Origin of the sequence: Paeniglutamicibacter sulfureus, from assembly GCF_039535115.1 — a bacterium.
In the GTDB taxonomy this organism is placed as follows: domain Bacteria; phylum Actinomycetota; class Actinomycetes; order Actinomycetales; family Micrococcaceae; genus Paeniglutamicibacter; species Paeniglutamicibacter sulfureus.
Window position 1 is genome coordinate 2412313 of the sequence record NZ_BAAAWO010000001.1, and the last position, 24181, is coordinate 2436493.

24 protein-coding genes and 1 pseudogene are annotated in these 24181 nt (G+C 65.3%); 21 read left to right on the forward strand and 4 right to left on the reverse strand.

Annotated elements, in window-relative coordinates; all coding sequences use genetic code 11:
- Window positions 1–184: 184 nt before the first annotated feature.
- The gene (locus ABD687_RS11065) at window positions 185–718 is read right to left on the reverse strand and encodes a VOC family protein (protein WP_310291211.1); all 534 of its coding nucleotides are present in this window, start codon (window positions 716–718) and stop codon (window positions 185–187) included.
- 197 nt (window positions 719–915) lie between these two features.
- Between ABD687_RS11065 and ABD687_RS11070 the strand changes: the two genes are divergently transcribed.
- The 14 genes from ABD687_RS11070 (at window position 916) to ABD687_RS20710 (ending at window position 14971) form a co-directional block, all read left to right on the forward strand.
- The gene (locus ABD687_RS11070; RefSeq protein ID WP_310293454.1) at window positions 916–2145 is read left to right on the forward strand and encodes an MFS transporter; all 1230 of its coding nucleotides are present in this window, start codon (window positions 916–918) and stop codon (window positions 2143–2145) included.
- A gap of 288 nt (window positions 2146–2433) precedes the next feature.
- A complete protein-coding gene (locus tag ABD687_RS11075) occupies window positions 2434–3120 on the forward strand; it encodes an HD domain-containing protein (RefSeq protein ID WP_310291210.1) in 687 nt (228 codons plus the stop codon).
- A 95-nt stretch (window positions 3121–3215) separates the two neighbouring features.
- The gene (locus ABD687_RS11080; RefSeq protein ID WP_310291208.1) at window positions 3216–4034 is read left to right on the forward strand and encodes an IclR family transcriptional regulator; all 819 of its coding nucleotides are present in this window, start codon (window positions 3216–3218) and stop codon (window positions 4032–4034) included.
- 133 nt (window positions 4035–4167) lie between these two features.
- Window positions 4168–5454 carry a cytochrome P450 gene (locus ABD687_RS11085; protein WP_310291206.1) on the forward strand — a complete coding sequence of 429 codons (1287 nt, stop codon included), beginning with the start codon at window positions 4168–4170 and terminating at the stop codon, window positions 5452–5454.
- Window positions 5451–6545, forward strand: coding sequence for a PEP/pyruvate-binding domain-containing protein (locus tag ABD687_RS11090; RefSeq protein WP_310291204.1), 1095 nt, complete (start codon window positions 5451–5453; stop codon window positions 6543–6545). Before ABD687_RS11085 ends, ABD687_RS11090 begins: the two co-directional genes overlap by 4 nt.
- A 78-nt stretch (window positions 6546–6623) precedes the next feature.
- Complete coding sequence (locus tag ABD687_RS11095; RefSeq protein ID WP_310291202.1) at window positions 6624–8489, forward strand: PEP-utilizing enzyme; 1866 nt, start codon at window positions 6624–6626, stop codon at window positions 8487–8489.
- A 126-nt stretch (window positions 8490–8615) separates the two neighbouring features.
- Entirely contained in the window at window positions 8616–9377 is a 762-nt protein-coding gene (locus tag ABD687_RS11100) for an SDR family NAD(P)-dependent oxidoreductase (RefSeq protein WP_264268875.1), read from the forward strand.
- Between the two features lie 18 nt (window positions 9378–9395).
- Window positions 9396–9716, forward strand: a complete 321-nt coding sequence (locus tag ABD687_RS11105) for a 2Fe-2S iron-sulfur cluster-binding protein (protein ID WP_310291199.1) — start codon at window positions 9396–9398, stop codon at window positions 9714–9716.
- 3 nt (window positions 9717–9719) lie between these two features.
- Complete coding sequence (locus ABD687_RS11110) at window positions 9720–11018, forward strand: NAD(P)/FAD-dependent oxidoreductase (protein ID WP_310291198.1); 1299 nt, start codon at window positions 9720–9722, stop codon at window positions 11016–11018.
- Window positions 11019–11066: 48 nt separating this feature from the next.
- Window positions 11067–11771, forward strand: coding sequence for an HD domain-containing protein (locus tag ABD687_RS11115; protein WP_310291195.1), 705 nt, complete (start codon window positions 11067–11069; stop codon window positions 11769–11771).
- Window positions 11768–13285, forward strand: a complete 1518-nt coding sequence (locus ABD687_RS11120) for an aldehyde dehydrogenase family protein (RefSeq protein WP_310291193.1) — start codon at window positions 11768–11770, stop codon at window positions 13283–13285. Before ABD687_RS11115 ends, ABD687_RS11120 begins: the two co-directional genes overlap by 4 nt.
- A 440-nt stretch (window positions 13286–13725) precedes the next feature.
- Window positions 13726–13962 (forward strand): hypothetical protein, encoded by a 237-nt coding sequence (locus ABD687_RS11125; RefSeq protein WP_310291191.1) that lies wholly within the window; start codon window positions 13726–13728, stop codon window positions 13960–13962.
- 272 nt (window positions 13963–14234) lie between these two features.
- Window positions 14235–14900, forward strand: coding sequence for a VOC family protein (locus ABD687_RS11130; RefSeq protein WP_310291189.1), 666 nt, complete (start codon window positions 14235–14237; stop codon window positions 14898–14900).
- Window positions 14852–14971, forward strand: coding sequence for a VOC family protein (locus ABD687_RS20710; RefSeq protein ID WP_425566787.1), 120 nt, complete (start codon window positions 14852–14854; stop codon window positions 14969–14971). Before ABD687_RS11130 ends, ABD687_RS20710 begins: the two co-directional genes overlap by 49 nt.
- A gap of 414 nt (window positions 14972–15385) precedes the next feature.
- Here the strand turns inward: ABD687_RS20710 and ABD687_RS11135 are convergent, their stop codons facing one another.
- Window positions 15386–15559, reverse strand: coding sequence for a hypothetical protein (locus ABD687_RS11135; protein ID WP_310291188.1), 174 nt, complete (start codon window positions 15557–15559; stop codon window positions 15386–15388).
- Between the two features lie 64 nt (window positions 15560–15623).
- On the reverse strand, window positions 15624–16613 hold the full coding sequence (locus ABD687_RS11140; protein WP_264268867.1) for a trypsin-like serine peptidase: 990 nt from the start codon (window positions 16611–16613) through the stop codon (window positions 15624–15626).
- Between the two features lie 431 nt (window positions 16614–17044).
- On the opposite strand from ABD687_RS11140, the gene ABD687_RS11145 reads away from it, so the two are divergent.
- The 3 genes and pseudogenes from ABD687_RS11145 to ABD687_RS11155 all read left to right on the forward strand — a co-directional run.
- Window positions 17045–17545: a very short patch repair endonuclease gene (locus tag ABD687_RS11145; protein WP_310291186.1), complete on the forward strand. Its 501-nt coding sequence runs from the start codon at window positions 17045–17047 to the stop codon at window positions 17543–17545.
- A 44-nt stretch (window positions 17546–17589) separates the two neighbouring features.
- Entirely contained in the window at window positions 17590–17901 is a 312-nt protein-coding gene (locus tag ABD687_RS11150) for a tripartite tricarboxylate transporter permease (RefSeq protein ID WP_310293452.1), read from the forward strand.
- A 132-nt stretch (window positions 17902–18033) separates the two neighbouring features.
- Window positions 18034–18258: pseudogene (locus tag ABD687_RS11155) on the forward strand (3-oxoadipyl-CoA thiolase); the annotation flags it as partial.
- Here the strand turns inward: ABD687_RS11155 and ABD687_RS11160 are convergent.
- Window positions 18255–19115 carry a LysR family transcriptional regulator gene (locus ABD687_RS11160; RefSeq protein ID WP_310291183.1) on the reverse strand — a complete coding sequence of 287 codons (861 nt, stop codon included), beginning with the start codon at window positions 19113–19115 and terminating at the stop codon, window positions 18255–18257. The pseudogene ABD687_RS11155 and the gene ABD687_RS11160 sit on opposite strands and share 4 nt — an antisense overlap.
- A gap of 68 nt (window positions 19116–19183) precedes the next feature.
- Between ABD687_RS11160 and ABD687_RS11165 the strand changes: the two genes are divergently transcribed.
- The 4 genes from ABD687_RS11165 (at window position 19184) to ABD687_RS11180 (ending at window position 24157) form a co-directional block, all read left to right on the forward strand.
- Window positions 19184–20122: an EamA family transporter gene (locus ABD687_RS11165; protein WP_302264223.1), complete on the forward strand. Its 939-nt coding sequence runs from the start codon at window positions 19184–19186 to the stop codon at window positions 20120–20122.
- Between the two features lie 242 nt (window positions 20123–20364).
- A complete protein-coding gene (locus ABD687_RS11170; RefSeq protein WP_302264222.1) occupies window positions 20365–21141 on the forward strand; it encodes a DeoR/GlpR family DNA-binding transcription regulator in 777 nt (258 codons plus the stop codon).
- Entirely contained in the window at window positions 21138–22118 is a 981-nt protein-coding gene (locus tag ABD687_RS11175) for a 1-phosphofructokinase family hexose kinase (protein ID WP_302264220.1), read from the forward strand. Before ABD687_RS11170 ends, ABD687_RS11175 begins: the two co-directional genes overlap by 4 nt.
- Window positions 22115–24157, forward strand: coding sequence for a PTS fructose transporter subunit IIABC (locus ABD687_RS11180; protein WP_302264218.1), 2043 nt, complete (start codon window positions 22115–22117; stop codon window positions 24155–24157). The genes ABD687_RS11175 and ABD687_RS11180 overlap by 4 nt, the downstream gene beginning before the upstream one ends.
- Window positions 24158–24181 lie beyond the last annotated feature (24 nt).

Here is a 24181-nt window from a genome sequence, read left to right on the forward strand (position 1 = left end):
CGCACGCCACGACCAGGGCCCCGCCGACTCCCCACCACGGGAGTCGGCGGGGCCCTGGCGCGTCCGGTCCTTGCCATGCCAGTCGGGCGCATTGCACCCGGGATTTCACGACCGCGCCAGGATAAGCCCGGGCGCGTACATGCGGCTCAGGCCTGCACCGCCGGCAGCCGACGCTGGTTTTCCCCTAATCCGTGCCCGTGGCGTTGAACGATTCGAGCCAGGTGGCAACCCGTCGTTCGGATTCCTGCCGGGACAGGTCTTCCACACGCGTCATGACGTTCCAGCGACGCCCAAAAGCATCCACGAAGGTGGCAAAGCGGTCTCCGGAGACGAAGTCCGCGGGTTGCTCAACCGCGGTGGCTCCGCGTTCCAGTGCCCGTGCGAAGACGGCGTCCATATCCTGCACGTAGACCGCGATGGAATTGTTGGTGTGTTGCGCATCGGCCGCGACCAGCCCGTATCCCGGCTGCGGGTCGGAGAGCTGCAGGATGCCGTTGCCGAAATCGAGCTCCGCATGGGCGACGGTGGCGTTGCCATCTTCCCCCGGGGCGCCGGGCATCACCGAGAGCACCGTGGCACCGAAGACGTGGCGGTAGAACTCGATGGCCTCGTGCGCCGGGTCAACCACGATGAACGGCGTCAGAGCCGTGTAACCGTGGGGCACCCCGTTGGTCGTGTGCTTGCCGGTTGCTGCCGTACTGGTTGGTTCCGGGGACATGATCGAATACCCTTCGCTGGCCTGGATTCCTGCTTGCCATTCCATCGGACGCCGGACGGGCGGTCAAGGTCTTGAAGGAATCCGACAGGCCGCGGGCAGACCCGCACCCGGTTGTGGTTCGACACATCTTCGTGTTCCGTCTCACAGGCATGGAAGAATCCGATCAACTGCCCAACGAAGGACCAACTGACGTGACCATGATCCAACCGAACCTCCAACGCACCGCCAGCGGCAATGCCGCCTGGATCGTTGTGGTGGTTGCGGGCATCAGCGCTGCGCTGCATATCTGGAAGCTTCCCGCCGCGCTTCCCATGATCCAGGAAGACCTGGGTCTTTCCCTGCTGGCAGCCGGGGTGCTGTTGGGCATCGTGCAGGTGGCTGGCATGGTCGGCGGCCTGGCGGTGTCGTTGCTGGCCGAGGTCATCGGCGAGCGTCGGACCTTGCTGCTGGGGCTGCTCTTCCTGAGTGCCGGTTCGATCTTTGGCGCCCTGTCCATCGGCCCGAACACCCTGTTGGCCTCGCGGGCCGTCGAGGGCGTCGGGTTCATCGTCGCCACCGTGGTCGGGCCTGGCCTGATCCGCCGCCATGCTCCGTTCCGCCGCGTGAACATGGCCGTCGGCTGCTGGAGCGCCTACCAGGGCACTGCCACCTTCGTGGGCCTGATTGCCAGTGCCTACTTCCTGCAGGTTGGCACCTGGCAGATGTGGTGGTGGGTCATGGCCGCGATCACGCTGATCCCGATCCCGCTGGTGTTGCGCATGGTTCCCAAGGACCACCCCGCCGGTACCGGCGGGGCCAAGGCGGCAGCCGGACGCATCGGCATCACCGCCCGCTCGTCCAAGGTGTGGATCGCCGGGCTGGTCTTCGGGTGCTACACGGTCCAGTGGATGGCCGTGGTGGGATTCCTGCCCACGCTCTACGGGGAAAGCGGCCTCAGCGGCACGCATGCCGGGGTCCTATCGGCCATTGTCGGCGGGCTCAACGGGGTCGGTGCCATCGTCACCGGCATGCTGCTCCAGCGCGGCGCCCCGGCCCGTGCCCTGCTGTTCCTGTCCTTCGTGCTGATGGCCGCGGCCAGCCTGCTGACCTTTGCCATTGACTGGTCGCCGGTTCCCGGCGGGCTGGCCTGGCAAGTCGCCTGTGTCGGTTTCTTCTCCCTGACCGGGGCGATGATACCGGCGACCATGACGCGGATGGCCGTGGATCTGGCACCGGAGGGCGGTTCGGCTCCGGCGGCCATGGGATTGATGCAGCAGATCTACAACGTCGGAAACTTCACCGGCCCGATGATCGTGGCTTGGCTGGCCATGAGCACTGGCGGCTGGTCAGCCACCTGGTGGATGACCTGTGGCTTCGCGGTCCTGGGCATCATCCTGTCCGCGGTCCTGGTCCGGCGGCGCAGCGGCATGCATTTCTCCCACGCCTAGCAAAGGCGCCCAACTGCAGCCACATGAAATATGAGGCCTCTACACATGGAATGCCCAGAATCATTCCCTAGAGTCGTAGTTACCTCTTGAAGGTGCGAGTGATGAGAGCACCGGTCGGAAGAATTGCCCCCATAATTTTCCGGCCGGTGCTCACCCATTTAACCCAGCCATACCGGCATGAAGGCAAAGCCAATCGTGGCCCGATCCCGGCCGGTCGTTGTCAGAGAGGTTTCCACTGCCCGGAACCCACCACTTGGGTTTAAGTTGTGTTGGTGCAAGCATGTGCCCATGATTAAAGTTCACCCACAGGCCAACCACTTTGGACTCGACAGCTCAGAGCACATCCCGCCGCCGCATCCCGATCTTTTCGAAGCCCATCCATTGCTGGGCGAAATCTGGGGACAGGCGCGGGGCCTGCTGGCGGTGCGCGACAACGACGCCCACACCCTCTACGCCGTTTCCCTGGCCGCCGCCCTGCTCGATCAACGGCCGCAGGCCGACCCCGGAGTTGTTTTGCCGGCAATGATGCTGCACGACATCGGCTGGTCACAAGTGGAGCCCGGCCTCGTGCTCGCAGCCATCGCCCCGGGCGGCGGACGACCCGAGCTGGTGTTGCAACACGAAAAGGAGGGCGCGCGACTGGCAACCGAGATCCTGGAATCCCTCCGCGTGGATACACTGGTGATCAAACAGGTCGCCGCGATCATCGACGGGCACGACTCCCGCTCCCATGCGCTGAACCCCGACGACGAAATCGTCAAGGACGCCGACAAGTTGTGGCGGCTGACCCCGCACGGCCTGGACACCGTCATGGACTGGTTTGGGTTGCACCGTGGCCAGGCCCTTCGCCTGTGTGCATCGCGGGTGCTGGGCAAGCTTTTCACTCCCGAGGCAATCACCATGGCAAACGGATTGATTGCCCTTGAGCAGGCGAACCTCTGGCCCCGGAGCCGGGAACTGCACCCGGTGCACTAAGGACTTCCATGTCTCGTCCGGTCACTTCCGAGGGTCCTCCCCTACACTCAAAGGTGCGCGCAAAATAGGTGCGGCAGATGGAAAGGACACCGTAGATGGCAGGTGGAAATCGAGTTCCCGGAAGCACCGTGACCTCCAAGGTCCTTGCCATCATGGAAGTGTTTGAAACATCGCGCCGGGCACTGAGCCTGACCGAAATCGCGGAAGCCTCGGGCGTCCCCTTGAGCACCACCCACCGGCTGGTGAGCGAGCTGGTCGAGTGGGGCATGCTCAGCCGCGGACCCAACGGCGGGATCCAGCTTGGCTTGCGGTTGTGGGCCATCGCCCAGAATGCGGGGCGCCAATTACGCGACACCGCCCGCCCCTTCGTCCAGGACATGTTCTCCCTGACCGGGGAAACCAGCCAGCTTGCCGTGCGGGACGGCAACATGGCCCTGTACATCGACCGGGTCTACGGTTCCAAAAGGGTTCCGCGCGCCTCACGTGTCGGCGGCCGGCTGCCTTTGCATGCCACCGCAGTGGGCAAGGTAATCCTGGCGCATTCCGAGGACTGGGTCACCGATGCCTACCTCAACCGCCCGCTGACTACCGTCACCGGCCACACCCACGTCAACCCGGCCCGCCTGCGCGCCGAGCTTGCCCAGGTTCGGGAGCAGGGCTACGCCACGACACAGGAAGAGGTCATCATCGGCTCGTGCTCCATTGCCGTGCCGGTCTTTCACACCGGTCGCCTGGGCTGCTCGATCGGGCTCGTGGTTCCCTCCGCCAATGCCGGAACCATGACCCGGCACCTGCCCGTGCTCAAGGGCATTTCCCAGCGCATCGAGGCAGCCACGGCGCACATCCCGCTCGAAACGCTACTGGGCAGCGTCACAGGAAGCGCACCGGGGCCTCCCGCCGAACCCGAGCCCTGAACAAGGTTCCACTGAGTGGGAAAGGTTCTGCACCCTTCGCATGTGTCATGGGTAACACTTGAGGCAATGAATGTTGCGCAACCCACAATCGGGTAGCGCAACCCCGATCTTCTTTCCTCAAGGAGTCCGTTCCATGTCCAGCAGCAATGTTGCAGCCGGGGTTTGTCCCATGGGGCACGGCGCCACGGCACCGGCCGACCACCACGGTTTTGAACCGTTCACCATGGAAAACCCGTTTCCCTCCTACACGAACCTCCGCAACGAACAACCCGTGATGTTCGACGAACGTGTCGGGCTCTACGTGGTCACTCGCTACGACGACGTCAAGGCCGTCTTTGAGGACTGGGAAACCTTCTCCTCGGAAAACGCCCAAGCCCCGGTGCGCAAGCGCGGTCCGCAGGCCACCAAGATCATGAACGACGGCGGCTTCACCACCTACTCCGGGCTCTCGGCCCGCCGCCCGCCGGAGCACACCCGCATCCGGGCCATCGCACAGAAGGCGTTCACCCCGCGCCGCTTCAAGGCCCTGGAACCCTCCATCCGCGCCAATGTCATCGAATCGATCGAGACCATGCTGGCGCGCGAATCCAACACCGGCGACATCGTCAAGGATCTGGCCTACGCCATTCCTACCATCACCATCCTCACCCTCATCGGCGCCGATGTCTCCCAAGTCGACACCTACAAGCGCTGGAGCGATTCCCGGGCCGCCATGACCTGGGGAGACCTGAGCGACGAGGAGCAGATCCCGCATGCCCACAACCTCGTGGAGTACTGGGCAGAGTGCATGCGCCTCGTGGTCCACGCCCACGAGCACGGCGGGGACAACCTCACCGCCGACCTGGTCAAGGCCCAGTCCGAGGGCGCGGAAATCAGCGACCACGAGATCGCCTCGCTGCTCTACTCCCTGCTTTTCGCCGGCCACGAAACCACCACCACGCTGATCTCCAATTGCGTGCGCGTGCTTCTGGCCCACCGCGAGGCCTGGGAGCAAGTGGTCCAAAATCCCAAGGCCATCCCCGCGGCCATCGACGAGGTCCTGCGCTACGCCGGCTCCATCGTCGGCTGGCGCCGCAAGGCCCTGAAGGACACCGAGGTCGCCGGGGTCAAGATTCCCGAAGGCGCCGAGTTGTTGCTGTTGATGGGTGCGGCCAACCGCGACGAAGCCCGCTTCGAGGACCCCGAGGCCTTCGACATCGCCCGGACCAACGCCCGCGAACACCTCTCCTTCGGCTTCGGCATCCACTATTGCCTGGGCAACATGCTCGCCAAGCTGCAGGCCAAGATCGCCCTGGAGGAACTTACTTCCAGGATCCCGGGGCTCGAGCTGATCGATGGCGAGGGCATCGAGTTCCGCAAGAACCTGTCCTTTCGGGTCCCCGAATACGTCAACGTGAGCTGGAAGGAATCCCAGGCATGAGCAACAACGACTTCATTGAATTCTTCGACGGCGGTGCCGACCCGAAGCTGGAAAACCTCGGCGGCAAGGGTGCCTCGCTGGTGACGATGACCGCGGCCGGGATGCCCGTGCCTCCCGGATTCGTCGTCACCACCGCAGCTTTCGACGCCTTCATGGAAGGCGGCATTACCGCCGAAATCAACGCTCTGCTGGCCGGCGTCGATCCGGAGGACGTGAACGCCGTGGACGCCGCCAGCGCCGCGATCCGCTCCATGATCACCCAGCGCCCGGTGCCCGCCGCCCTGCGCCAAGTCACCAAGGACGCCTACGCCACCTTGCAGGGGAACTTCACCGCAGAGGTGCCGCTGGCGGTGCGTTCCTCGGCCACCGCCGAGGACCTTCCCGATGCCTCCTTCGCCGGACAACAGGACACCTACCTCTGGCTCAACGGCTACGATGCGGTCACCGAGCACATCCGCGCCTGCTGGGCCTCGCTCTACACCTCCCGGGCCATCCTGTACCGACTGAAGAACAACATCCCCGACGAGGGCCTGTCCATGGCGGTCGTCGTGCAGAAGATGGTCAACTCCGCCGCAGCCGGCGTGGCGATGACTTTGGACCCCACCAACGGGGACCGCTCCAAGATCACCATCGACGCCTCCTACGGGGTCGGCGAAATGGTCGTTTCCGGCACCGTCACCCCCGACAACATCCAGCTGGACAAGGTCACCCTGGCCATCATCACCGAGCACATCGGGGCCAAGCACGCCGAACTCATTCCCGACCCGGCCACCAACTCCCTGGTGGAGGTCGAGGTCAGTGAAGAGCGCCGCGCGGTGCGCTGCCTCTCGGATGCGGACCTGGCCCTGGTGGCGCAGCTGGCCAAGCGCGCCGAGAAGCACTACGGCTGCCCGCAGGACATCGAGTGGGCTCTGGATGCGGATCTGCCCGAAGGCGAAAACCTGCTCCTGCTCCAGTCCCGCCCGGAAACCGTGCACTCGTCCAAGTCCACGGTTAAGCCGGACGCCGGCGGCTACGCTTCCTCCCTCGGGCTGGGTTCGGGCTTCAACTTCTCCTCGATCACGTCCTCGCTGATGAACACCGCATCCTAGCCGCGTTGCCCGACCCACCACCGTTCGCCGCTTTTCCCCCAACTCCGCAGCAGCATCTTTTGAAAGGCATCCACCACCATGAGCATGAAATCCTTTCCCAAGCCTTCCGATCTCCAGGTTCCCCCGGGCGCCGAGGGCTGGGAGGAGCTCTACCCGTACTACCTGGTCTTTCAGGACGCACTAAAGGCCGAGGAAGACGAAAAGTTCTGGTTCTGCGACTCCCAGCACTGGCCCACCGTCTTCAAGCCGTTCGAGACCATCGGCGGGGAATTCGCCGTCAAGTGCCTGGGCCAGTACAACGCCCGCCACCTGATGATCCCCAACGCCAACGGCATCGACTTCCGCATCCACCTCGGCTACCTCTATATGTCTCCGCTTCCGGTGCCCAGCGAGCAGATCGCCGCCCGCGTCCCTGACTTCGAGGCCCGCATCGGCCACTACTTCGCCAATTGGGAAGAGCTCCTGAAGGCCTGGCACATCAAGGTCAAGGGAACCATCAGCGAGATGGAGTCCCTCAGCTTCGAGGCCCTGCCCGAGCAGGTCCCGATGGCGGACATCCTTTCCGGCAAGGCCAAGGACGGCTCGGAGGTGCTGCTGGAGAACTACGACCGGCTGATCCAGCTCTGTTACCAGAACTGGCAATACCACTTCGAATTCCTGAACCTGGGCTACATCGCCTACCTGGACTTCTTCAACTTCTGCAAGGAAGTATTCCCCAACATCCCCGACCAGTCGATCGCCACCATGGTCCAGGGCGTGGACATGGAACTGTTCAAGCCCGACGATGAACTGAAGGAACTCGCGGCACTGGCCGTGGAACTGGATCTGTCCGGCGCGTTCTCCAACACCGACGACCCGACAGCCACGCTTGCAGCCATCGCAACCTCGCCCTCCGGCGAGCGCTGGCTGGCACGCTGGGAGGAGGCCAAGGACCCGTGGTTCAACTTCACCATCGGCAACGGCTTCTACGGGCACGACAAGTACTGGATCGAACACCAGGAGATCCCGCTTGGCTTCATCGCCGATTACATTCACCGTCTGCAGGGCGGGGCGAACATCATGCGCCCGACCGACAAGCTGATCGCCGAGAAGGACCGCATCGTCGAGGAGTACCGGGACCTGCTGGATCCCGAGGTCCGCGAGGTCTTCGACGCCAAGCGCACCCTGGCCGCCACCGCCTACCCGTACGTGGAAAACCACAACTTCTACATCGAGCACTGGACCATGGGCGTGTTCTGGCGCAAGGTGCGCGAATTGTCCCGCATGCTGCACGCCCAGGGCCTCTGGAACGAACCCGAGGACATGCTCTACCTGGGCCGAAACGAGGTCCGTGACGTGATCTTCGACCTCGTCACTTCCTGGGGCATCGGCGCCGGCGACCCGATCGGGAACGTGGTGTGGCCGCAGGAGATCGAGCGCCGCCGCGGCATCGTCGACGCACTGAAGACCGCACGGCCGGCCCCGGCACTGAACACCCCGCCCTCGGCCATCACCGAGCCGTTCACCCGGATGCTCTGGGGCATCACCACCGAACAAGTTCAGCAGTGGCTGGGCGGGGACGAGGATTCCGAGTCGGGCGTGCTCAAGGGCATGGCCGCCTCCCCCGGACTGGTCGAGGGCATGGCCCGCGTGGTCATGCACGCGGATGACCTCTCCGACGTGCAGGCCGGCGAGATCCTGGTTGCCCCGATCACCGCCCCGAGCTGGGGCCCGATCTTCGGCAAGATCAAGGCCACGGTCACCGACATTGGCGGGATGATGAGCCACGCTGCCATCGTCTGCCGCGAGTACGGTTTGCCGGCCGTCACCGGGACCGGCAGCGCGTCCACCACCATCCGCACCGGCCAGATGCTGCGCGTGGACGGTACCAAGGGCACCGTCGAAATCCTCGAGGAGGCGCCCGTGGTCACCGGCCCCGGGGCGCACTCCCACACGCACGTCTAGGACCGCTCCCCCCATAGCGGTTTCGGACATCCGCAGGTGGGCGGGGCACCCCAAGGCCCCGCCCACCGCCCACCCCGATTCCCCGCCCAGAGCATTCGCCCCACTGAAAGGTCCTCGGTACAGACAATGACCACCGAAGCACACACCCCGCCGGGCACGGTGTTGGTCACCGGCGCCGCCGGAGGCCTCGGCCGGGCCTTCGCCCTCGGATTCGCCCGGCGCGGCTATGCGGTTGCCGCGGCGGACATCGATCCTGCCGGCACCGCCGAGACCGCAGAAATGGTCAGGGCCGCCGGCGGCCGCGCCGAGGCCTTCACCGTCGATGTCACCAGCCCCGTCTCCACCGAAGCGCTCGCGGCCCAGGTTGCCGGCTTCGCCGGCGGCCACGTCCAGGTGCTCATCAACAACGCCGCAATCTACGCCACCGTCACCCGCTCGCCCTTCGAGGACATCGACTTCGAGGAATGGGACCGGGTCATGGCGGTGAACCTCAAGGGACCCTGGATGATGGCCCGGGCGCTGAGCCCGCATCTGGGTGCCGGCTCGCGCATCATCAACCTGGCCTCGGCCACCGTCTACTCCGGTTCCGAGCAGTGGGCCCACTATGTGGCTTCCAAGGGCGGGGTCATCGCCCTGAGCCGGGTCATGGCCAAGGAATTGGGCCGACGCGAAATCACAGTGAACACCATCGCCCCGGGATTCACCCTCACGGAGGCCAGTTACGGGCTGATGGACAACGCCGAAAACTACGGGGTCGACCGCGGTGCGCTCAAGAGGGCCAGCCAGCCCGACGACATCGTGGGCGCCGCGCTCTTCCTCGCCGGTCCCGATTCCTCCTTCATCACCGGTCAGACGCTCGTCGTCGACGGTGGCCGCCAGTTCATCTAGAAAGGTCGATTGATCATCATGCCTACAGTCCACTTCACCGATGCAGCCGGTACCACCACCACCATCAACGCCAACACCGGGGACTCGGTCATGGAGACCGCGGTGCGCAACGGCGTCTCCGCCATCGTCGCCGAATGCGGCGGCTCGCTCTCCTGCGCCACCTGCCATGTCTTCGTCGCCGAGGCCGACCTGCCGAGCCTGGAGCCCATGGGCGAGATGGAGGACGAGATGCTCTACGGCACCGCCGTTGACCGCGAGGACAACTCCCGGCTCTCCTGCCAGATCCGGCTCTGCGAGGACCAGGAACTCCACGTCACCACCCCCGAAACGCAGGTCTAGGACATGGACACCGCCACCGTTCCCTCCCGTGCCGGGGCCGGCGCACCAGAGTCGGGTACCGCCACCGGTCTGCTGATCATCGGAGCCTCCCAGTCCGGGGTGCAGCTGGCCATCTCGCTGCGCGCCCTGGGCTACACCGAGCACATCACGCTGCTGGGCGACGAGGACCACCGACCCTACCAGCGCCCGGCCCTGTCCAAGGAGTTCCTGCAGGACAAGGTCGGTTCCGAATCCCTGATCTTCCGCACCAACGACTACTGGATCGAACACAACATCACCCTCATCAAGGGCGAGCGGATCGAGTCCGTGCACTCAAACGCCGACGGCAGCGGAACCGCCCACGGCACCTCCGGTGCCACCTACCCCTATCAGCGTCTGGCCTTGACTGTCGGAGCCCGCCCGCGGCACCTCGAGGCCCCCGGCGCCGAGCTGGACGGGGTGGTCTACCTGCGCAACGCGGACGACGCACTGCGGCTGAAGGAACTTGCCCCCGCCACCACCGACGTGGTCGTGGTCGGCGGCGGGTTCATCGGCTTGGAGGCCGCCAGCTCACTGGCCGCCATGGGCAAGCGCGTCACCGTCCTGGAATACGGGCAGCGCCTCGTCGGCCGGGCCGTGGGCACCGAAACCAGCGACTACTTTCTCACCGAACACCGCAAGCGCGGCCTGGACATCCACATCGGGGCGCGCATCGAGCAGATCCTCGACGACGGCAACGGCGCCGTGGGCGCGGTGCGCCTCGAAGACGGGTCCCAGATCACGGCCAAGATCGTCTTGGTCGGCATCGGGGTCATCCCCAATACCGAGCTCGGCGAATCCCTCGGGCTGGAAATCAACAACGGCATCGTCGTGGACGCCGGGGCGCTCGCCTCCGACGGCACCACCATCGTCGTCGGCGACGTGGCCAACATGCCCAACCCCGTTCCCGGCGCACCGGCCGGTGAGCGCATCCGCCTCGAGTCGGTGAACAACGCCATTGAGCACGCCAAGGTCGCCGCCTACTCGCTCATGGGACGCAGCGAGGAATACGCCGGCATCCCGTGGTTCTGGTCCAACCAGGCGGACATGAAACTCCAGATCGCCGGCCTGTCCACCGGCTTCGAATCCACGGTCATCCGCCGCGACCCCGACAAGGGGAAGTTCACCGTCCTCTACTACCGCGGCGGGCGCATCATTGCCGCCGACGCCGTCAACGCCCCGCTGGACTTCATGGCCGTCAAGCAGGCCCTGGCCGCCGGCAAGTCCATCGACCCGGAACGGGCCGCCGATCCGGGCACCATGCTCAAGTCCCTCATTGCCTAGCCGCCCTCCCCCACATACTCTTCCCTGACGCAAGGAGCCGCACGCGCCATGAACACCCTGACCGACACCGATCCCGGCGCCGCCTTCGCCGCTGCCTACCCACAACGCCCCATTCCCGCTCCCGGGAATGTGGACACCAGCCCTATTTGCCTCACCCCGGGCATCGAGGCGGACCTACTCCCGCTCTGGGCCGCGGTGGTTCCCGAGACCCGGGCCCGCGGCAACGACATCCACCTGCCCATTTCCCTGGCCTTCGCTCGCCGCCTGTGCGACGCCTACCCGGACGCAAACCGCGAGCTGGTGCTCGTGGCCACCTTGCTGCACGACACCGGGTGGGCCCACGTGGATGAATCCAAGATCATCTCCGAGGGCTTCCGCGGCGACTGGCGCAAGGCCGGCATCCGCTTTGAGCACGAGCGCCTGGGCTGCGATGTGGCCCGCCGTGTGCTGCCTTCGCTGGGGTACGAACCCGAATTCATCGAGGCGGTTTGCGCCATCATCGACGGGCACGATACCCGCCCGGTGGCCCATTCCCTGGAGGATGCGCTGATGCGCGACGCCGACCGGCTCTGGCGCTTTGACCACGCCGGCATCGCGCTGGCCGCGGGCTGGTTCTCGCAGAACCCCGCCGTGTACACGGACCGGCTGGAGACCGAGATCATCCCCGAGCTCATCACCCACGCCGCGGTGGACATGGCCACCACCGATCTGGACCGCTCCCGCGCCCTGCTGCAGACGGCGGTGCTGCGATGAGCACGCAACAGCAACACCTCCAGCATCAGCCAGGCGCCGCTGCCGCGCGCGCTGCCCTGGCTCTTCCCTACCGCCACGTAGACACCCACTTCATTGACGGCGAGTGGCTTGCCTCAACGGGTAGCGCCCGCAACGACGTCACCGACCCGGCCACCGGATTGGCGTGGGGTTCGGTCGCCGACGGCACCACCGAGGACCTTGAGCAGGCGGTGAACGCGGCGCGAACTGCCTTCGACTCGGGCCCCTGGCCGCGGCTGTCGCCCTCCCAGCGGGCGGCTGTGCTGTTGCGCATTGCCGATCAGATCGAGGTGCGCTCCACCGAGCTGTCACTGACCAACACGTTGGAAAACGGCTCCCCGGTCTCCGAGACCAAGGGCGCGGCGGCAAATGCCGCCAGCATCTTCCGCTACTTTGCCTCGCTGGCCCCGCTGCTGGAATCAGAGGACGTCCGTCCCTTCCCTAACGGCCTGGGCGAGTCCTTGGTGCGCCGGGACCCGGTGGGCGTGTGCGGACTTATTGCCCCGTGGAACTTCCCGATCAACCTGATGGTCATCAAGCTGGCACCCGCTTTGCTGGCCGGGTGCACCGTGGTGATGAAGCCGGCCTCCCCCACGCCGCTGTCATTCAGGATCATCATGGATGCGCTGGCTGCTGCCGGTGTTCCGGCAGGCGTGGCCAACCTGGTCACCGGATCCGGCCGCCTGGGAGACGCGCTGGTGCGCCATCCCAAGATCAACAAGGTCGCCTTCACCGGCTCCACGCCGGTGGGTCGCAAGATCGCCGCCGCCTGCGGTGAGCTGCTGCGCCCCGTCACCCTCGAGCTGGGAGGCAAGTCGAGTGCGTTGGTGCTGCCGGATGCGGACCTGGGCGCCATGGGCGACACCCTCATCCGTTCCTGCATGCGCAACACCGGACAGACCTGCTACATTTCCACGCGCATCCTGGCCCCGTCCGAGCGCTACGACGAGGTCGTGGACCTGGTCACGTCCACCATTGCCACTGCACCCCAGGGGGACCCACTGGATCCGGCGACGGTCTTTGGCCCGTCGGCCACCGCCAGCCAATATCGGACCGTGCTCGAGTACATCGAGTCGGGACACGCCGAAGGTGCCCGTGCCACCACAGGCGGGCACAAGGCGCAACTGGGCGGCGACCTGGACGCCGGTTACTTTGTCGCCCCCACCGTGTTTGCGGAGGTATTGCCCGGGATGCGGATTTCCCGGGAGGAGATCTTCGGGCCGGTGGTTTCAATTCTTCGCTACGACGGAATCGATGAGGGGATCGCACTGGCGAACAACACCGAGTTCGGTTTGGGCGGTCTGGTCTTTGGCGCCGACACCGATGCCGCACAGGCAGCGGCCGACCGCATGGATACCGGCAGCGTTGGCATCAACTTCTTCGCCTCCAACCACGCGGCGCCGTTTGGCGGTCGCAACGATTCTGGGCTCGGCACCGAGTACGGCCCCGAAGGCCTGGCCGCCTATTTGAGCTACAAGTCGATTCACCGTCGCTGAGACCGGCCGCCGCGAACGGCCTTCACACCCAACGTCATGGCCAGACACATCAAATCCATAGCCTCGGACCATAGAGTCATTATCACCTCATGAAGGTGCGAGTGATGCGAGCACCGGCCGGATAAACGATTCATTCCCCCGAATCATCCGGCCGGTGCTCAAAACTTTAACGGCGGCTTCGCCGTTGGGACAACGCCCTGTCGACTCCGATTCTCCGCGGCCGAAAAACGAATTCCCTCCAGTCGACTTATCCTTACTCTCCAAATGCAGGTACCCGGCTTCAGGGGCAACAGCGAGGTCATGACCATCGGAGCATCTGCACTCATCCTTGGGGTTGCAGCAATTGCCGCAGCGGTGGCGCTGGAAAGTGGCTCTACTTCGCGGCCAGGGTCATCGGCGGAATCGGCTTCGGTGCGGGATTTCAGGGTGGACTTCGCTCGGTGCTCGAACTACTCCCGCCCCTGCAGCGCGGCGGTACACTCTCGTCGCTCTATCTGGTCAGCTACATGGCGTTCGGTGTGCCGACGCTGGTCGCCGGACTGCTCGTTCCCACGCTCGGACTGAAGATCGTCGTCAACGGATATGCGGCATTGGTCATAGTCCTCTCACTGGTAGCGCTTGCGCTCCTGCTTCGATCGCGCATCAAGCGCATCCACCGGGCCGCCGCCGCGGCCTGATCGCGAAACCGGCTTCTTCCCTTGTTGACAGAGGCTCAAGGCGCCGGAACGGCCAGCACATTCCTGGTGGCCGCTCTGCCGCCGACGTCTCCGCCCTCTGACCAACGGCGTCGTCGTTCGCGCTCCCCCGGGCGCCGGGCCAACCACCGTTTCACCACATAGGCTAGAATTTACTTGAAACGTCAAGTTTCATTCTTTTCGACCACGACGGGGAACTCATCATAGGCAACATCTCAGCGCGCAGTGCCGACCGCATTCGACCCCTGCGGTGGGTGATCGCTGCGATTCTTGCGGTCCTTGCATTCGTGCTCGCGGCCTGCGGCACGACCGCCGCGGCCGAAGACGGCCCCCCGCCCAGCGCGCTGGGCCCCGGACTGCGGATGGGACCGGTCGAATTGGTGACGTCCGACCTCGACGGGCTCCACCGCTTCTATACCGAAGGAGTGGGCCTCACTACCATCAGCAGCGGCGAGGATGACGTTGTCATGGGCACCGGGGACACCGAGCTCTTGCGTCTGATCGCTGCCGACTCCCCGGATGCGACGCCGGATGACTACACCCAGGCCGGGCTCTACCACTCCGCATTCCTTTTCCCCGACGAGGCCGAGCTAGCCACTTCCGTGCTGCGCACCGCGAACCTGGCACCAGCCTCGTTTCAAGGTTCCAGCGACCACAAGGTGAGCAAAGCTTTCTACTTCGCAGACCCCGAGGGAAACGGCGTTGAGCTCTATGTTGATATGCCCGAGGACACCTGGGAGTGGAACGACGGACTTGTCACGATGGGTTCGGCGGCGCTGGACCCGAATGCCTTCATCGCCGAGCACCTTGGAAACAGTGCTCCCGCTGCCCGCGCCACGGCTGTGGCGATGTGCACCTGCGCGGCGGCGACCTGCAGCACGCCGAGGAATTCTACGAAGACGGGCTCGGATTCGCAGTAACGGCCCGTTCGGAAGGCGCCATCTTCCTGGCGGCCAATGGCTACCACCACCACCTTGCCGTCAACACCTAGTCCTCATCCGGAGCGGGAAAACGCCCGGAAAGCCTCGGCCTGCGCACCGTCTCCATCCAAGTAGCGAATGACGCCCAACTGGATGCCATTGCCGCCCGCTTGACCGAGAACCAGATCCCGCACGAGCCCGGCAAGAGATCCCTGACTACCAGCGACCCTTGGGGAACCCGGATCACGGTACGTATCGCGGACTGACCCGGGCGCGAACTTCTGGCGTGGCCCACTCACACCCAACGTCATGGCCAGACACATCAAATCCATAGCCTCGGACCATAGAGTCATTACTACCTCATGAAGGTGCGAGTGATGCGAGCACCGGCTGGAAACATGATTTGTCCCCCGAATCCTCCGGCCGGTGCTCAAACCTTTAATGACGGACTTCGTGATTCTGCACAGATGGATTCACGAGCCGGTTCAATCCTCGTCGTTCAAATTTTCCGGATCCGGCAATTCGATTTCCCGGGGCACCGCAGTTCTTCGTCGTTCCACCGTGAAATATTCAAGTTGTTCCTCGGGCGTCGCGTTCAGTTCGAAGACTGATGGTTCAATGCCCTGCGATTCGTTTTTCGCGCTGTCGCTGGATTTCACGTTGCACCTCCTAAACGACGGTGGGTGGAATGCCATCATGGCATTCCACCCACCGCTTGGACTACTAGTTTTGTGCTGCCTGGTAGGCCTGTTCGATGACCGAGCCCCAGTATGGGCCGAACATCGTATTGCGGATGCCTCCGTAGCCGAAGCTGTTCACTGAGTTCTGGAAGCCATCCGATCCACCGAGGAACCATGGCCCTCCGGAAGAGCCACCGGTCATGTCGCACGGAATTCCCTGCGACTGCGTCTGCCCATACGGATCGTCGCTCGCGGCCCCACTGCATGATTGCAGCGTCTCTCCGTCAAATGGCCGTGCCGCCGGATAACCGAATGCCGTGTAGGTCAGACCCCGGGCTTGGTTGAAGGCGACGCCAGAGGCTCCGACCTGATCTGCTAGGCTCACGCCACTCTGGTCCGAGACCACGGCGAAGGCCGTGTCATAGGTGATGTCTCCACCTTGCGTCCATTGTGTCGGAGCGACGAGTTCGGTTGCGGCAAAGGACCCGTAGGGAGCGCTGCCGTTTTCATAGGCAGGGACAAAGACCCAACGAGTCGCGAAGGCACCCGGCCCCTCGTTGACGCAGTGGCCCGCAGTAGAGACGGTTGCCTCATTTGCGGCGACAACTGCGTTACCGGAGCATACGTAGTTCGCGCCACCCAAGGTGAAGAACACTTTGCCGATGTGGGACACGGGTGTTTCGGCCACGTTCTTGGTCGGTTTACCTGCAGTCGTTTTTGCTTTACTTGCGCTGCGCCCGGCAATCTTGGTTGATTCACCGATATCCAGCGGAGCATTCGACGCCGATTTGCCGCGGGTAAGGCTATCGGCGGGCTTGGCGTCTTTCATTCGCTGGGGAGTCCAATAGGACATTGCCGCTTCAGCCTGCGTCGAAGAGATCTTCTTCGTGTCGACCGCATCGGTTTCGGACCGCGGGGCCGAAGTTGCCGTGGATGCGGTTCCGCCGATCAGGGCGCCCGCGAGAAGAAGCGCAGCTACCGTCCTGCTCATGGTTTTGCCCTTGGGGTGGTGACTTACGTACGTTGCTTGCACGTTTTCTTCCTGTCCGGTGACGCCGTTGTCACCTTCAAAAGTGGGTGCCGAAGCACTGGTGCACAACAGTCAAACACATGCTTCAAAGAGTGACTATAGACTTTTGGCTACCATCTTCGGGACCAAATATTCTGGACCATGGAAATTTATGAAACGAATCAGAGACAAAACTTGAAGGATTACCCACGAGTAGGTTCGTCATCGACACCTCCCGCTTTTCTGCAACTTGCCCCGTCTCGGGACTCACGCCACAGAATGCAGGGCGTGCCCGCGTTCACGTTTGGCCGAAGTCGCGAATCCAAATTGCATGATGAGCCCGTTCCAGGAATGTGAAGGAACTCGGCGGCAACGTAGGCGGTGGCGGCAACGTAAAAATCTCACCCTAACTATTGATCGTGCGCTTTCCGGGGCAGCGGGTGCACAATCGAGACATGGACAGCATGTCCGAACAAGCGCGTTCACAACTCATGGGCAAGATCCGCGGCAAGGATACTAAGCCCGAGCTGTTCGTGCGCCAACTGCTGCATGCAGCGGGATACCGCTACCGGCTTCACGGTCGCATTCCACGTGGAACACTCGAGAAGTTGAATCGCCAATACCCGGAGGTGCGCCTGCGCGGCGGCAAGCTTCCCGGCTCTCCCGACATCGTCTTTCCCGCCCGCCATCAGGCTGTCTTCATCAATGGATGCTTCTGGCACCGACATGATTGCCCCGCCGGGCAACGTGCACCGGCGACAAATGCCCAATTCTGGGCGGACAAGCGCAACCGCACCCACGAACGAGATAGGCAAGCGATCGAAACCCTACGGGACCTCGGCTGGGAGACCATCGTGGTGTGGGAATGTGAGCTGCGGGATCCGAAGGCCACGCTCGAAACGCTCGCCCATTTTCTGGGCCCTCCCGCACGGGACAAGGATATCGACGGAATGTGAGGGCTCGCAGGCGAGCTGCCTGCGAGCCGACATGATCCCGCGGAATCACCGTCTTCTGCGCGCTGGGCGTCTACGCCACCAGTACGGCGGTGACGGATCTGGTGATCGTGTTGCTCATCGGCGTGCTCGGTTTTGCCCTCCGCCGCTTTGGGTTCCCGCTAGCGCCGATCATGATCGGAGTCGTCCTCGGCCCGCTGGCCGAAACCAGCCTGCGAAACGCCATGATGTCCTCCGGCGGCGATGCCTCGATCGTGGTGGGTTCGCCGATCACGCTCACCCTCTACAGGGTGCTCGCTCTGGTGCTGGTCTACACACTCTGGCGCAAGGTCAACTCCCGCGCACGCCAGGACGTGTAATCCGGGCCTGCCCGAGACTCCGCGATACCCGCAATTGACAGCGACCGGGGTGGCACCGAATTCCGGTGCCACCCCGGTCGCATGTACACCCTTCGCAACTGCGCGGGGAATCCGGCGCTGAGTCCAACGAGGTTCGCCACGCAGTCGCTGGCCTTGATGCGCGAACTGAAGCTCGATGCGGGCATCGTCAACAACGACGGCGGCGCCATTGCGCCGGGCCACCCGCTGGGCTCCAGCGGTTCGCGCCTGGTGGTGACGCTGATGGGTCGGATGGAAAATGAAGACTCCAACCGTGGCTTGGCCACCATGTGTGTCGGCGTGGACCTGGGAACCTCAATGCTCCTGGAGCGCGCCTAACTATCGGCATAGAGGCGGGTCACGGCGTCAACGAGGTCGCTGAGCCCGCCGGGAGGTTCGTCCTGCCACCACACCAGCCGTACTTCGATCCGGGGGCCGTCCTTGATGGGGCGATAGGTGACGCCAGGGCGTGGATGGTGGTGTGCCGTGGCCTCGGCCGTGGATCCCACACCGCGGCCCGCGGCAATGGAGTCCAGCCAGCTGTCGACGTCGGTGGTTTCGATGAACGTGGGTTGTTGGCCCGCACCGCTCCACAAGTGGCTGTTGGTGGTCCCTGCACGGGGGTCGATGACCACGGTGCGCTGCGCGACCTCGGCCATGCTCACCTGGCGGCGCCGCACCCACTGTGCGTCGTCAGAGGCGAAGGCGACCACTCGGCGTTCCAGTCCCACCACCACCGAATCGAAGCGCCGTGCATCGGCGGGTCCGCGCATCACCGCCACATCGCAGAGCCCCTCGGCCAAGCCGGAAGTGGGCAGGTTCTGCCTGACCAGTTGGAGCTCGATGGCCTCGTGGCCACGGTCCCAGTCACGCTGCAGGCGGGCGGTGTGCCGCCCGAGCGCCGCCCAGGCGTACCCCAGCCGCAAGACGCCGTGGCGACTGTCCAGGAATCTGGTGAACCGTACCGCCTCGGCGAGCACCTTGCGGGCCTGGGGCAACACCTGCTGACCGGTGCTGGTGAGCTCACATCCTCGCGGCACCCGGCGCAGCAGCCTCTCCCCCACGCTCTTCTCCAGTCCCGCGATGGTGCGTGAGACTGCGGCCTGCGAGACGAAGAGCCGTGCAGCGGCATCGGTGAAGGATCCTTCCTCGGCCGCAGTGACGAAGTACCTCAATTCCCGAAGATTCCAGTCCATAACCAAAGTGTATGGCAGACCCAAAACATGCACTGGGATTATGCCGTAGGGGAACCTACGGTGAGGACATGAAACCCCTTGACGCCGCAGATCGCCGGCAGAATGCTCCCGTCGCCGTCGCGCCGTTGCGCGCCACGGCCGCCACCGGGCGTCGGCGCGGAACCGGGTTCGCACTGATGCTGGCCAGCTCGGTCTCGAACCAGGCCGGTGCGGCCCTGGGGTCCATGGCGTTTCCGGTTATCGGGCCGGTCGGCGTCTTAGCCGTGCGACAGCTCGTCACGGCACTCGTCCTGGCTCCGGTCGTGCGCCCCCGGCTGCGCGCACTGCGCAAGGATCGGTGGCTGCCGATCCTGGGCCTGGCGCTGGTGTTCAGCATGATGAACCTTTCCCTTTACGCCGCGATCGACCGCATCGGGCTCGGCCTGGCCGTCACCCTGGAGTTCCTGGGTCCGCTCGGCGTCGCCATCGCCTTTTCCCGCCGGCCGTTTGACGTCGCCTGTGCGCTGCTCGCGGGTGTCGGGGTCATTGTCCTTATCAACCCCGGTCCGGCTACCGACATCTTGGGAATCGCACTGGGCCTGGTTGCCGCCGCGGGGTGGGGTTCCTACATCCTGCTGAACCGCACCTTGGGGCAACGGTTGCCGGGCCTGCAGGGAACCGCCGCGGCGAGCATCGTCACGGCCGGCATGTGGGTGCCCATCGCGATCCTCTGGTTCCTCGCCCACGTGCCGAGCATCGGCGCCCTCGGACTGGCCGCAGCCTGCGGCCTGCTGTCCTCGGTCGTCCCCGCCGTTTCCGATCTGCAGGCCCTGCGGCGGGTTCCGGCCAGGATTTTCGGGATCTTCACCAGTCTGAGTCCGGTGTGGGCGGTTCTCGCCGGATGGGTCATGCTCCACCAAGCCTTGCAGCCCAACGAATGGCTGGGAGTCGCGCTGATTGTCCTGAGCAACATCTTCGTTTCCGTGCGGGGACTGGCCACATCCCGTCCCCGGACCCGGACGGTTTGAGGTACTCGAGGCCCGGATGCCGGCGATTGGTGAGCTTCCCGAGTGCCGCCCGCACCCGCACCATGGCTTCGATGTCCGACCGACAACGGAACCCCACTCACGTCGGTTCCGCGAGAATCGTGAGTCCATCGCCAGGCAAGTCCACATTTACGGCGCAAACCACTTGACGTTGCCACACAAACGGGCATAAAGTCATTCAAACACAGATGCATGTGTGTCATGTCACTGGATGCGAGGAAGCAATGTTTGCCGAAGAGCGGCACCGCCTGATCACCGAGATGATCGCCGGCAACGGGAAGGTCACCGTTGCCGAGCTCTCGGCACGCTTCGACATCACCCGCGAGACCGTGCGGCGGGATTTGGCCCAGCTCGAGTCCGAGGGCACGCTGCGCCGCGTCCACGGCGGCGCGGTCTCAACCCTTGCCGCCAGCACGCGGGAGGAAAGCCACAGCGAACGCAGCACCATCCACGCCGAGGCCAAGGCCCGCATTGCCCAGGCCGCCCACCGGCTGCTGCCCGGCGACGGCGTCTCGGTCATGCTCGACGCGGGAACCAGCACCGAGATCCTGGCCGGGCTGATCGCGCAGAACTCCGCCAATACCCCCTCGCTGGTGATCACCCACGCACTTCCCATCGCCGCTCGCATCGCCGCAAACCCCCAGATCTCCCTGGAGCTCATCGGCGGCCGCGTCCGTGGATTGACCAGCGCCGCCACCGGCGCCGGAACCGTCGAACAGTTCTCCCGCCTCAGCGCCGACATTGCGTTCCTCGGCACCAACGCCCTGCATTCCACCTTCGGTCTCAGCACCCCGGACCCCCTGGAAGCCACGGTTAAGACCGCCATGGCCGCCAGCGCCCAACGCGTCGTCGTGCTGGCCGACTCCTCCAAATTCGAAAGGCTCACCCTCGTGCAATTCGCGAAGATCGATGCGATCGACACCCTGGTCACCGACGCCGCACCGACCGGCGAACTCGCCGCGGCCCTGGAGGCGGCGGACGTGGAGGTGGTGCTGGCATGATCGTCACCTTGACCATGAACCCGGCGCTGGACACCACGATCGAACTCGGTGCCCCGCTGGCCCACGGAGGCGTCCAGCGCTCCCTGGGCAGCCACACCCAGGCCGCCGGCAAGGGCGTCAACGTCTCCCGCGCCATCGCCCACGCGGGCGTGAAGACCCTCGCGGTGCTGCCCGGCGCGGAAACCGATCCGCTGCTGCGCCGGCTGGTGGCCGATGACCTGGAGCACCGCTCGGTGCACATCGGCGCGCTGCTGCGCACCAACATCACGCTCACCGATCCCGACGGCACCACCACCAAGATCAACGAACAGGGCCCGGCTCTGAACGCCGCGGTGCTCGAGGAGATCGTGCGCGTCGTCGTGAACGTTTCCCGCTCCGCCTCGTGGCTCGTGTTGGCCGGCTCGCTGCCGCCGGGCGCGGACCCAAGCTTCTACGCGGACCTGGTGGCCACGGTGCGCGAAACCCTGGGCGATGCGGCCCCGAAAATCGCCGTGGACACCTCCGAGGCACCGCTTCGGGCGTTGTTCGCGCCGCACGTGCACCAGCTCCCGGACCTCATCAAGCCCAACGCCGAGGAACTTGCCGAGCTCTCCGGCCAGGGCTCGGCCGATGCCTTCGAGGATTCGCCCACCGCCACCGCCGCGGCGGCCCGGGCGTTGCTGGACCGAGGGGTCGGCACCGTGCTGGCCACTCTCGGCGCCAATGGCGCGGTGCTGGTCAACGCCGACGGTGCCTGGCACGCAACCCACACACCGATCACCCCGCGCAGCACCGTTGGCGCGGGAGATTCGGCACTGGCCGGATACCTTCTGGCAGATGAAACGGGTGAAACCGCTCCCGGGCGGCTGGCCCGCGCCGTTGCCTACGGGTCAGCGGCAGCTTCCCTTCCGGGCTCCGCAATTCCCACTCCCACCCAACTGGCTCCCGACGCCGTGAGCGTCGAAGAGCTGACCCTGATCCCAAGGACGATGTCATGATCGAACTCATTAATCGCGGTCTTGTCAGCCTCGACGCCAACCTGGGCGCCAGCACCACCGAGGTCATCGAGCACCTGGCCGCCATGGTCGCGGCCGCCGGCCGCACCACCGACGCCGACGCGCTGGCCGCGGACGGCAAGGCCCGCGAGGCCAAGACCGCCACCGGCGTACCAGGCGGCATCGCAATCCCGCATTGCCGCTCCACCGCGGTGCTCGAACCGACCCTGGCCATGGCCCGGCTGGCCCCGGCCGTGGACTTCGGAGCCAAGGACGGCCCGGCTGACCTGGTGTTCTTCATTGCCGCACCGGAAGGCGCCGACCAGGCACACCTCAAGCTGCTCTCCAAGCTGGCCCGCGCGCTGGTCAAGAAGTCCTTCACCGCCGCCCTGCGCGCCGCCACCACCGAAGACAAGATCGTGGAGCTGGTTTCCGCCGTGCTCTCCGACGACCCGGCGGTCGCCGCTGCGGCCGTTGCCTCGAGCGCACCCGCGGCACCAGCTGCTGCTCCGGCCGCCGAGGCAGCCGCCCCGGAACGCAAGCCCCGCATCGTCGCCGTCACCGCCTGCCCCACCGGCATCGCCCACACCTATATGGCAGCCGACTCCCTGGCCCAGACCGCCGAGGAACTCGGAGTCGAGTTCGCCGTGGAAACCCAGGGCTCCTCGGGCTCCACCCCGCTGTCCAAGGCAGTCATCGACGCCGCCGACGCCGTGATCTTCGCCGTGGACGTGGACGTCCGCGACCGCTCCCGCTTCGCCGGCAAGCCGCTGATCCAGGTCCCGGTCAAGCGCGGCATCGACGAACCCGCCAAGCTCATCAACGACGCCATCGCCGCTTCCAGGGACCCGAAGGCCCGCCGCGTCCCGGCAGGCACCGGGGCCGAGGAGACATCCGAGTCCACGTCCAAGGAATCCTTCGGCCGCGGGCTCAAGCGCGCCCTGCTCACCGGTGTGTCCTACATGATCCCGTTCGTCGCCGGCGGCGGGCTGCTCATGGCGCTGGGCTTCCTGCTCGGCGGCTACGCGATCACCGAGGTCGCCGACACCTATCTGGCCGAAAACACGCTCTTCAACCTCCCCGACGCGGGTCTTGCCGCGTACCTGGGCGCCGCGGCGTTCAAGATCGGCAACCTGTCGATGTCCTTCCTGGTCCCGGCGCTGGCGGGCTACATCGCCTATGCCTACGCCGACCGGCCGGGCATCGCCCCGGGCTTCACCGCCGGTGCCGTTGCCGTGTTCATGGACGCCGGATTCCTCGGCGGCATCGTGGGCGGCCTGCTGGCCGGCCTGGCAGCCCGCTGGATCACCTCGTGGAAGGTCCCGCGCTGGCTGCGCGGGCTGATGCCGGTGGTCATCGTGCCGCTGCTGGGCTCGATCATCGCCTCCGGGCTCATGTTCCTGCTCCTGGGCGGGCCCATCGCCAAGCTGACCGAGGGACTGAACGGCTGGCTCTCGGGCATGACCGGCACTGCAGCCGTGGCCCTGGGATTGATCCTGGGACTCATGATGGCGGTGGACCTGGGCGGGCCGGTGAACAAGGTCGCCTACTCCTTCGCCGTCGCGGGCCTGGGCGCCGCATCCATCGCCGAGAACCCGGCTCCGCTGATGATCATGGCAGCGGTCATGGCCGCCGGCATGGTGCCTCCGCTGGCCATGGCCCTGGCCACCGTCATTTCGCCGAAGCTCTTCACCGGTGCCGAGCGCGAGAACGGCAAGGCCGCCTGGCTGCTGGGCGCCTCGTTCATCTCCGAGGGTGCCATCCCGTTCGCCGCCTCGGACCCGCTGCGCGTCATCCCTGCCTCCATGGTCGGCGGCGGCATCACCGGGGCCATGATCATGGGCTTCCACGTCCTGTCGCAGGCCCCGCACGGCGGCATCTTCGTCTTCTTCGCCATGAACAACACCTGGCCGATGTTCCTGGTGTCCACGATCGTCGGAACGCTGGTTTCGGCCATCCTGGTGATCGTGCTGAAGAAGTTCGTCCGCAAGGCCACCCCGCAGGCGGTCGCCGTCGAAGAGGCAGCTCCCGTCGCGGCCTAAACACCCCGCCCGACAAACTTCCAC

What these genes read in the sequence shown, in the direction of transcription:
- ABD687_RS11065 (WP_310291211.1), bottom strand. Translation starts at nt 718, where the DNA reads ATGTCCCCGGAACCAACCAGTACGGCAGCAACCGGCAAGCACACGACC.
- ABD687_RS11070 (WP_310293454.1), top strand. Translation starts at nt 916, where the DNA reads ATGATCCAACCGAACCTCCAACGCACCGCCAGCGGCAATGCCGCCTGG.
- ABD687_RS11075 (WP_310291210.1), top strand. Translation starts at nt 2,434, where the DNA reads ATGATTAAAGTTCACCCACAGGCCAACCACTTTGGACTCGACAGCTCA.
- ABD687_RS11080 (WP_310291208.1), top strand. Translation starts at nt 3,216, where the DNA reads ATGGCAGGTGGAAATCGAGTTCCCGGAAGCACCGTGACCTCCAAGGTC.
- ABD687_RS11085 (WP_310291206.1), top strand. Translation starts at nt 4,168, where the DNA reads ATGTCCAGCAGCAATGTTGCAGCCGGGGTTTGTCCCATGGGGCACGGC.
- ABD687_RS11090 (WP_310291204.1), top strand. Translation starts at nt 5,451, where the DNA reads ATGAGCAACAACGACTTCATTGAATTCTTCGACGGCGGTGCCGACCCG.
- ABD687_RS11095 (WP_310291202.1), top strand. Translation starts at nt 6,624, where the DNA reads ATGAGCATGAAATCCTTTCCCAAGCCTTCCGATCTCCAGGTTCCCCCG.
- ABD687_RS11100 (WP_264268875.1), top strand. Translation starts at nt 8,616, where the DNA reads ATGACCACCGAAGCACACACCCCGCCGGGCACGGTGTTGGTCACCGGC.
- ABD687_RS11105 (WP_310291199.1), top strand. Translation starts at nt 9,396, where the DNA reads ATGCCTACAGTCCACTTCACCGATGCAGCCGGTACCACCACCACCATC.
- ABD687_RS11110 (WP_310291198.1), top strand. Translation starts at nt 9,720, where the DNA reads ATGGACACCGCCACCGTTCCCTCCCGTGCCGGGGCCGGCGCACCAGAG.
- ABD687_RS11115 (WP_310291195.1), top strand. Translation starts at nt 11,067, where the DNA reads ATGAACACCCTGACCGACACCGATCCCGGCGCCGCCTTCGCCGCTGCC.
- ABD687_RS11120 (WP_310291193.1), top strand. Translation starts at nt 11,768, where the DNA reads ATGAGCACGCAACAGCAACACCTCCAGCATCAGCCAGGCGCCGCTGCC.
- ABD687_RS11145 (WP_310291186.1), top strand. Translation starts at nt 17,045, where the DNA reads ATGGACAGCATGTCCGAACAAGCGCGTTCACAACTCATGGGCAAGATC.
- ABD687_RS11160 (WP_310291183.1), bottom strand. Translation starts at nt 19,115, where the DNA reads ATGGACTGGAATCTTCGGGAATTGAGGTACTTCGTCACTGCGGCCGAG.
- ABD687_RS11165 (WP_302264223.1), top strand. Translation starts at nt 19,184, where the DNA reads ATGAAACCCCTTGACGCCGCAGATCGCCGGCAGAATGCTCCCGTCGCC.
- ABD687_RS11170 (WP_302264222.1), top strand. Translation starts at nt 20,365, where the DNA reads ATGTTTGCCGAAGAGCGGCACCGCCTGATCACCGAGATGATCGCCGGC.
- ABD687_RS11175 (WP_302264220.1), top strand. Translation starts at nt 21,138, where the DNA reads ATGATCGTCACCTTGACCATGAACCCGGCGCTGGACACCACGATCGAA.
- ABD687_RS11180 (WP_302264218.1), top strand. Translation starts at nt 22,115, where the DNA reads ATGATCGAACTCATTAATCGCGGTCTTGTCAGCCTCGACGCCAACCTG.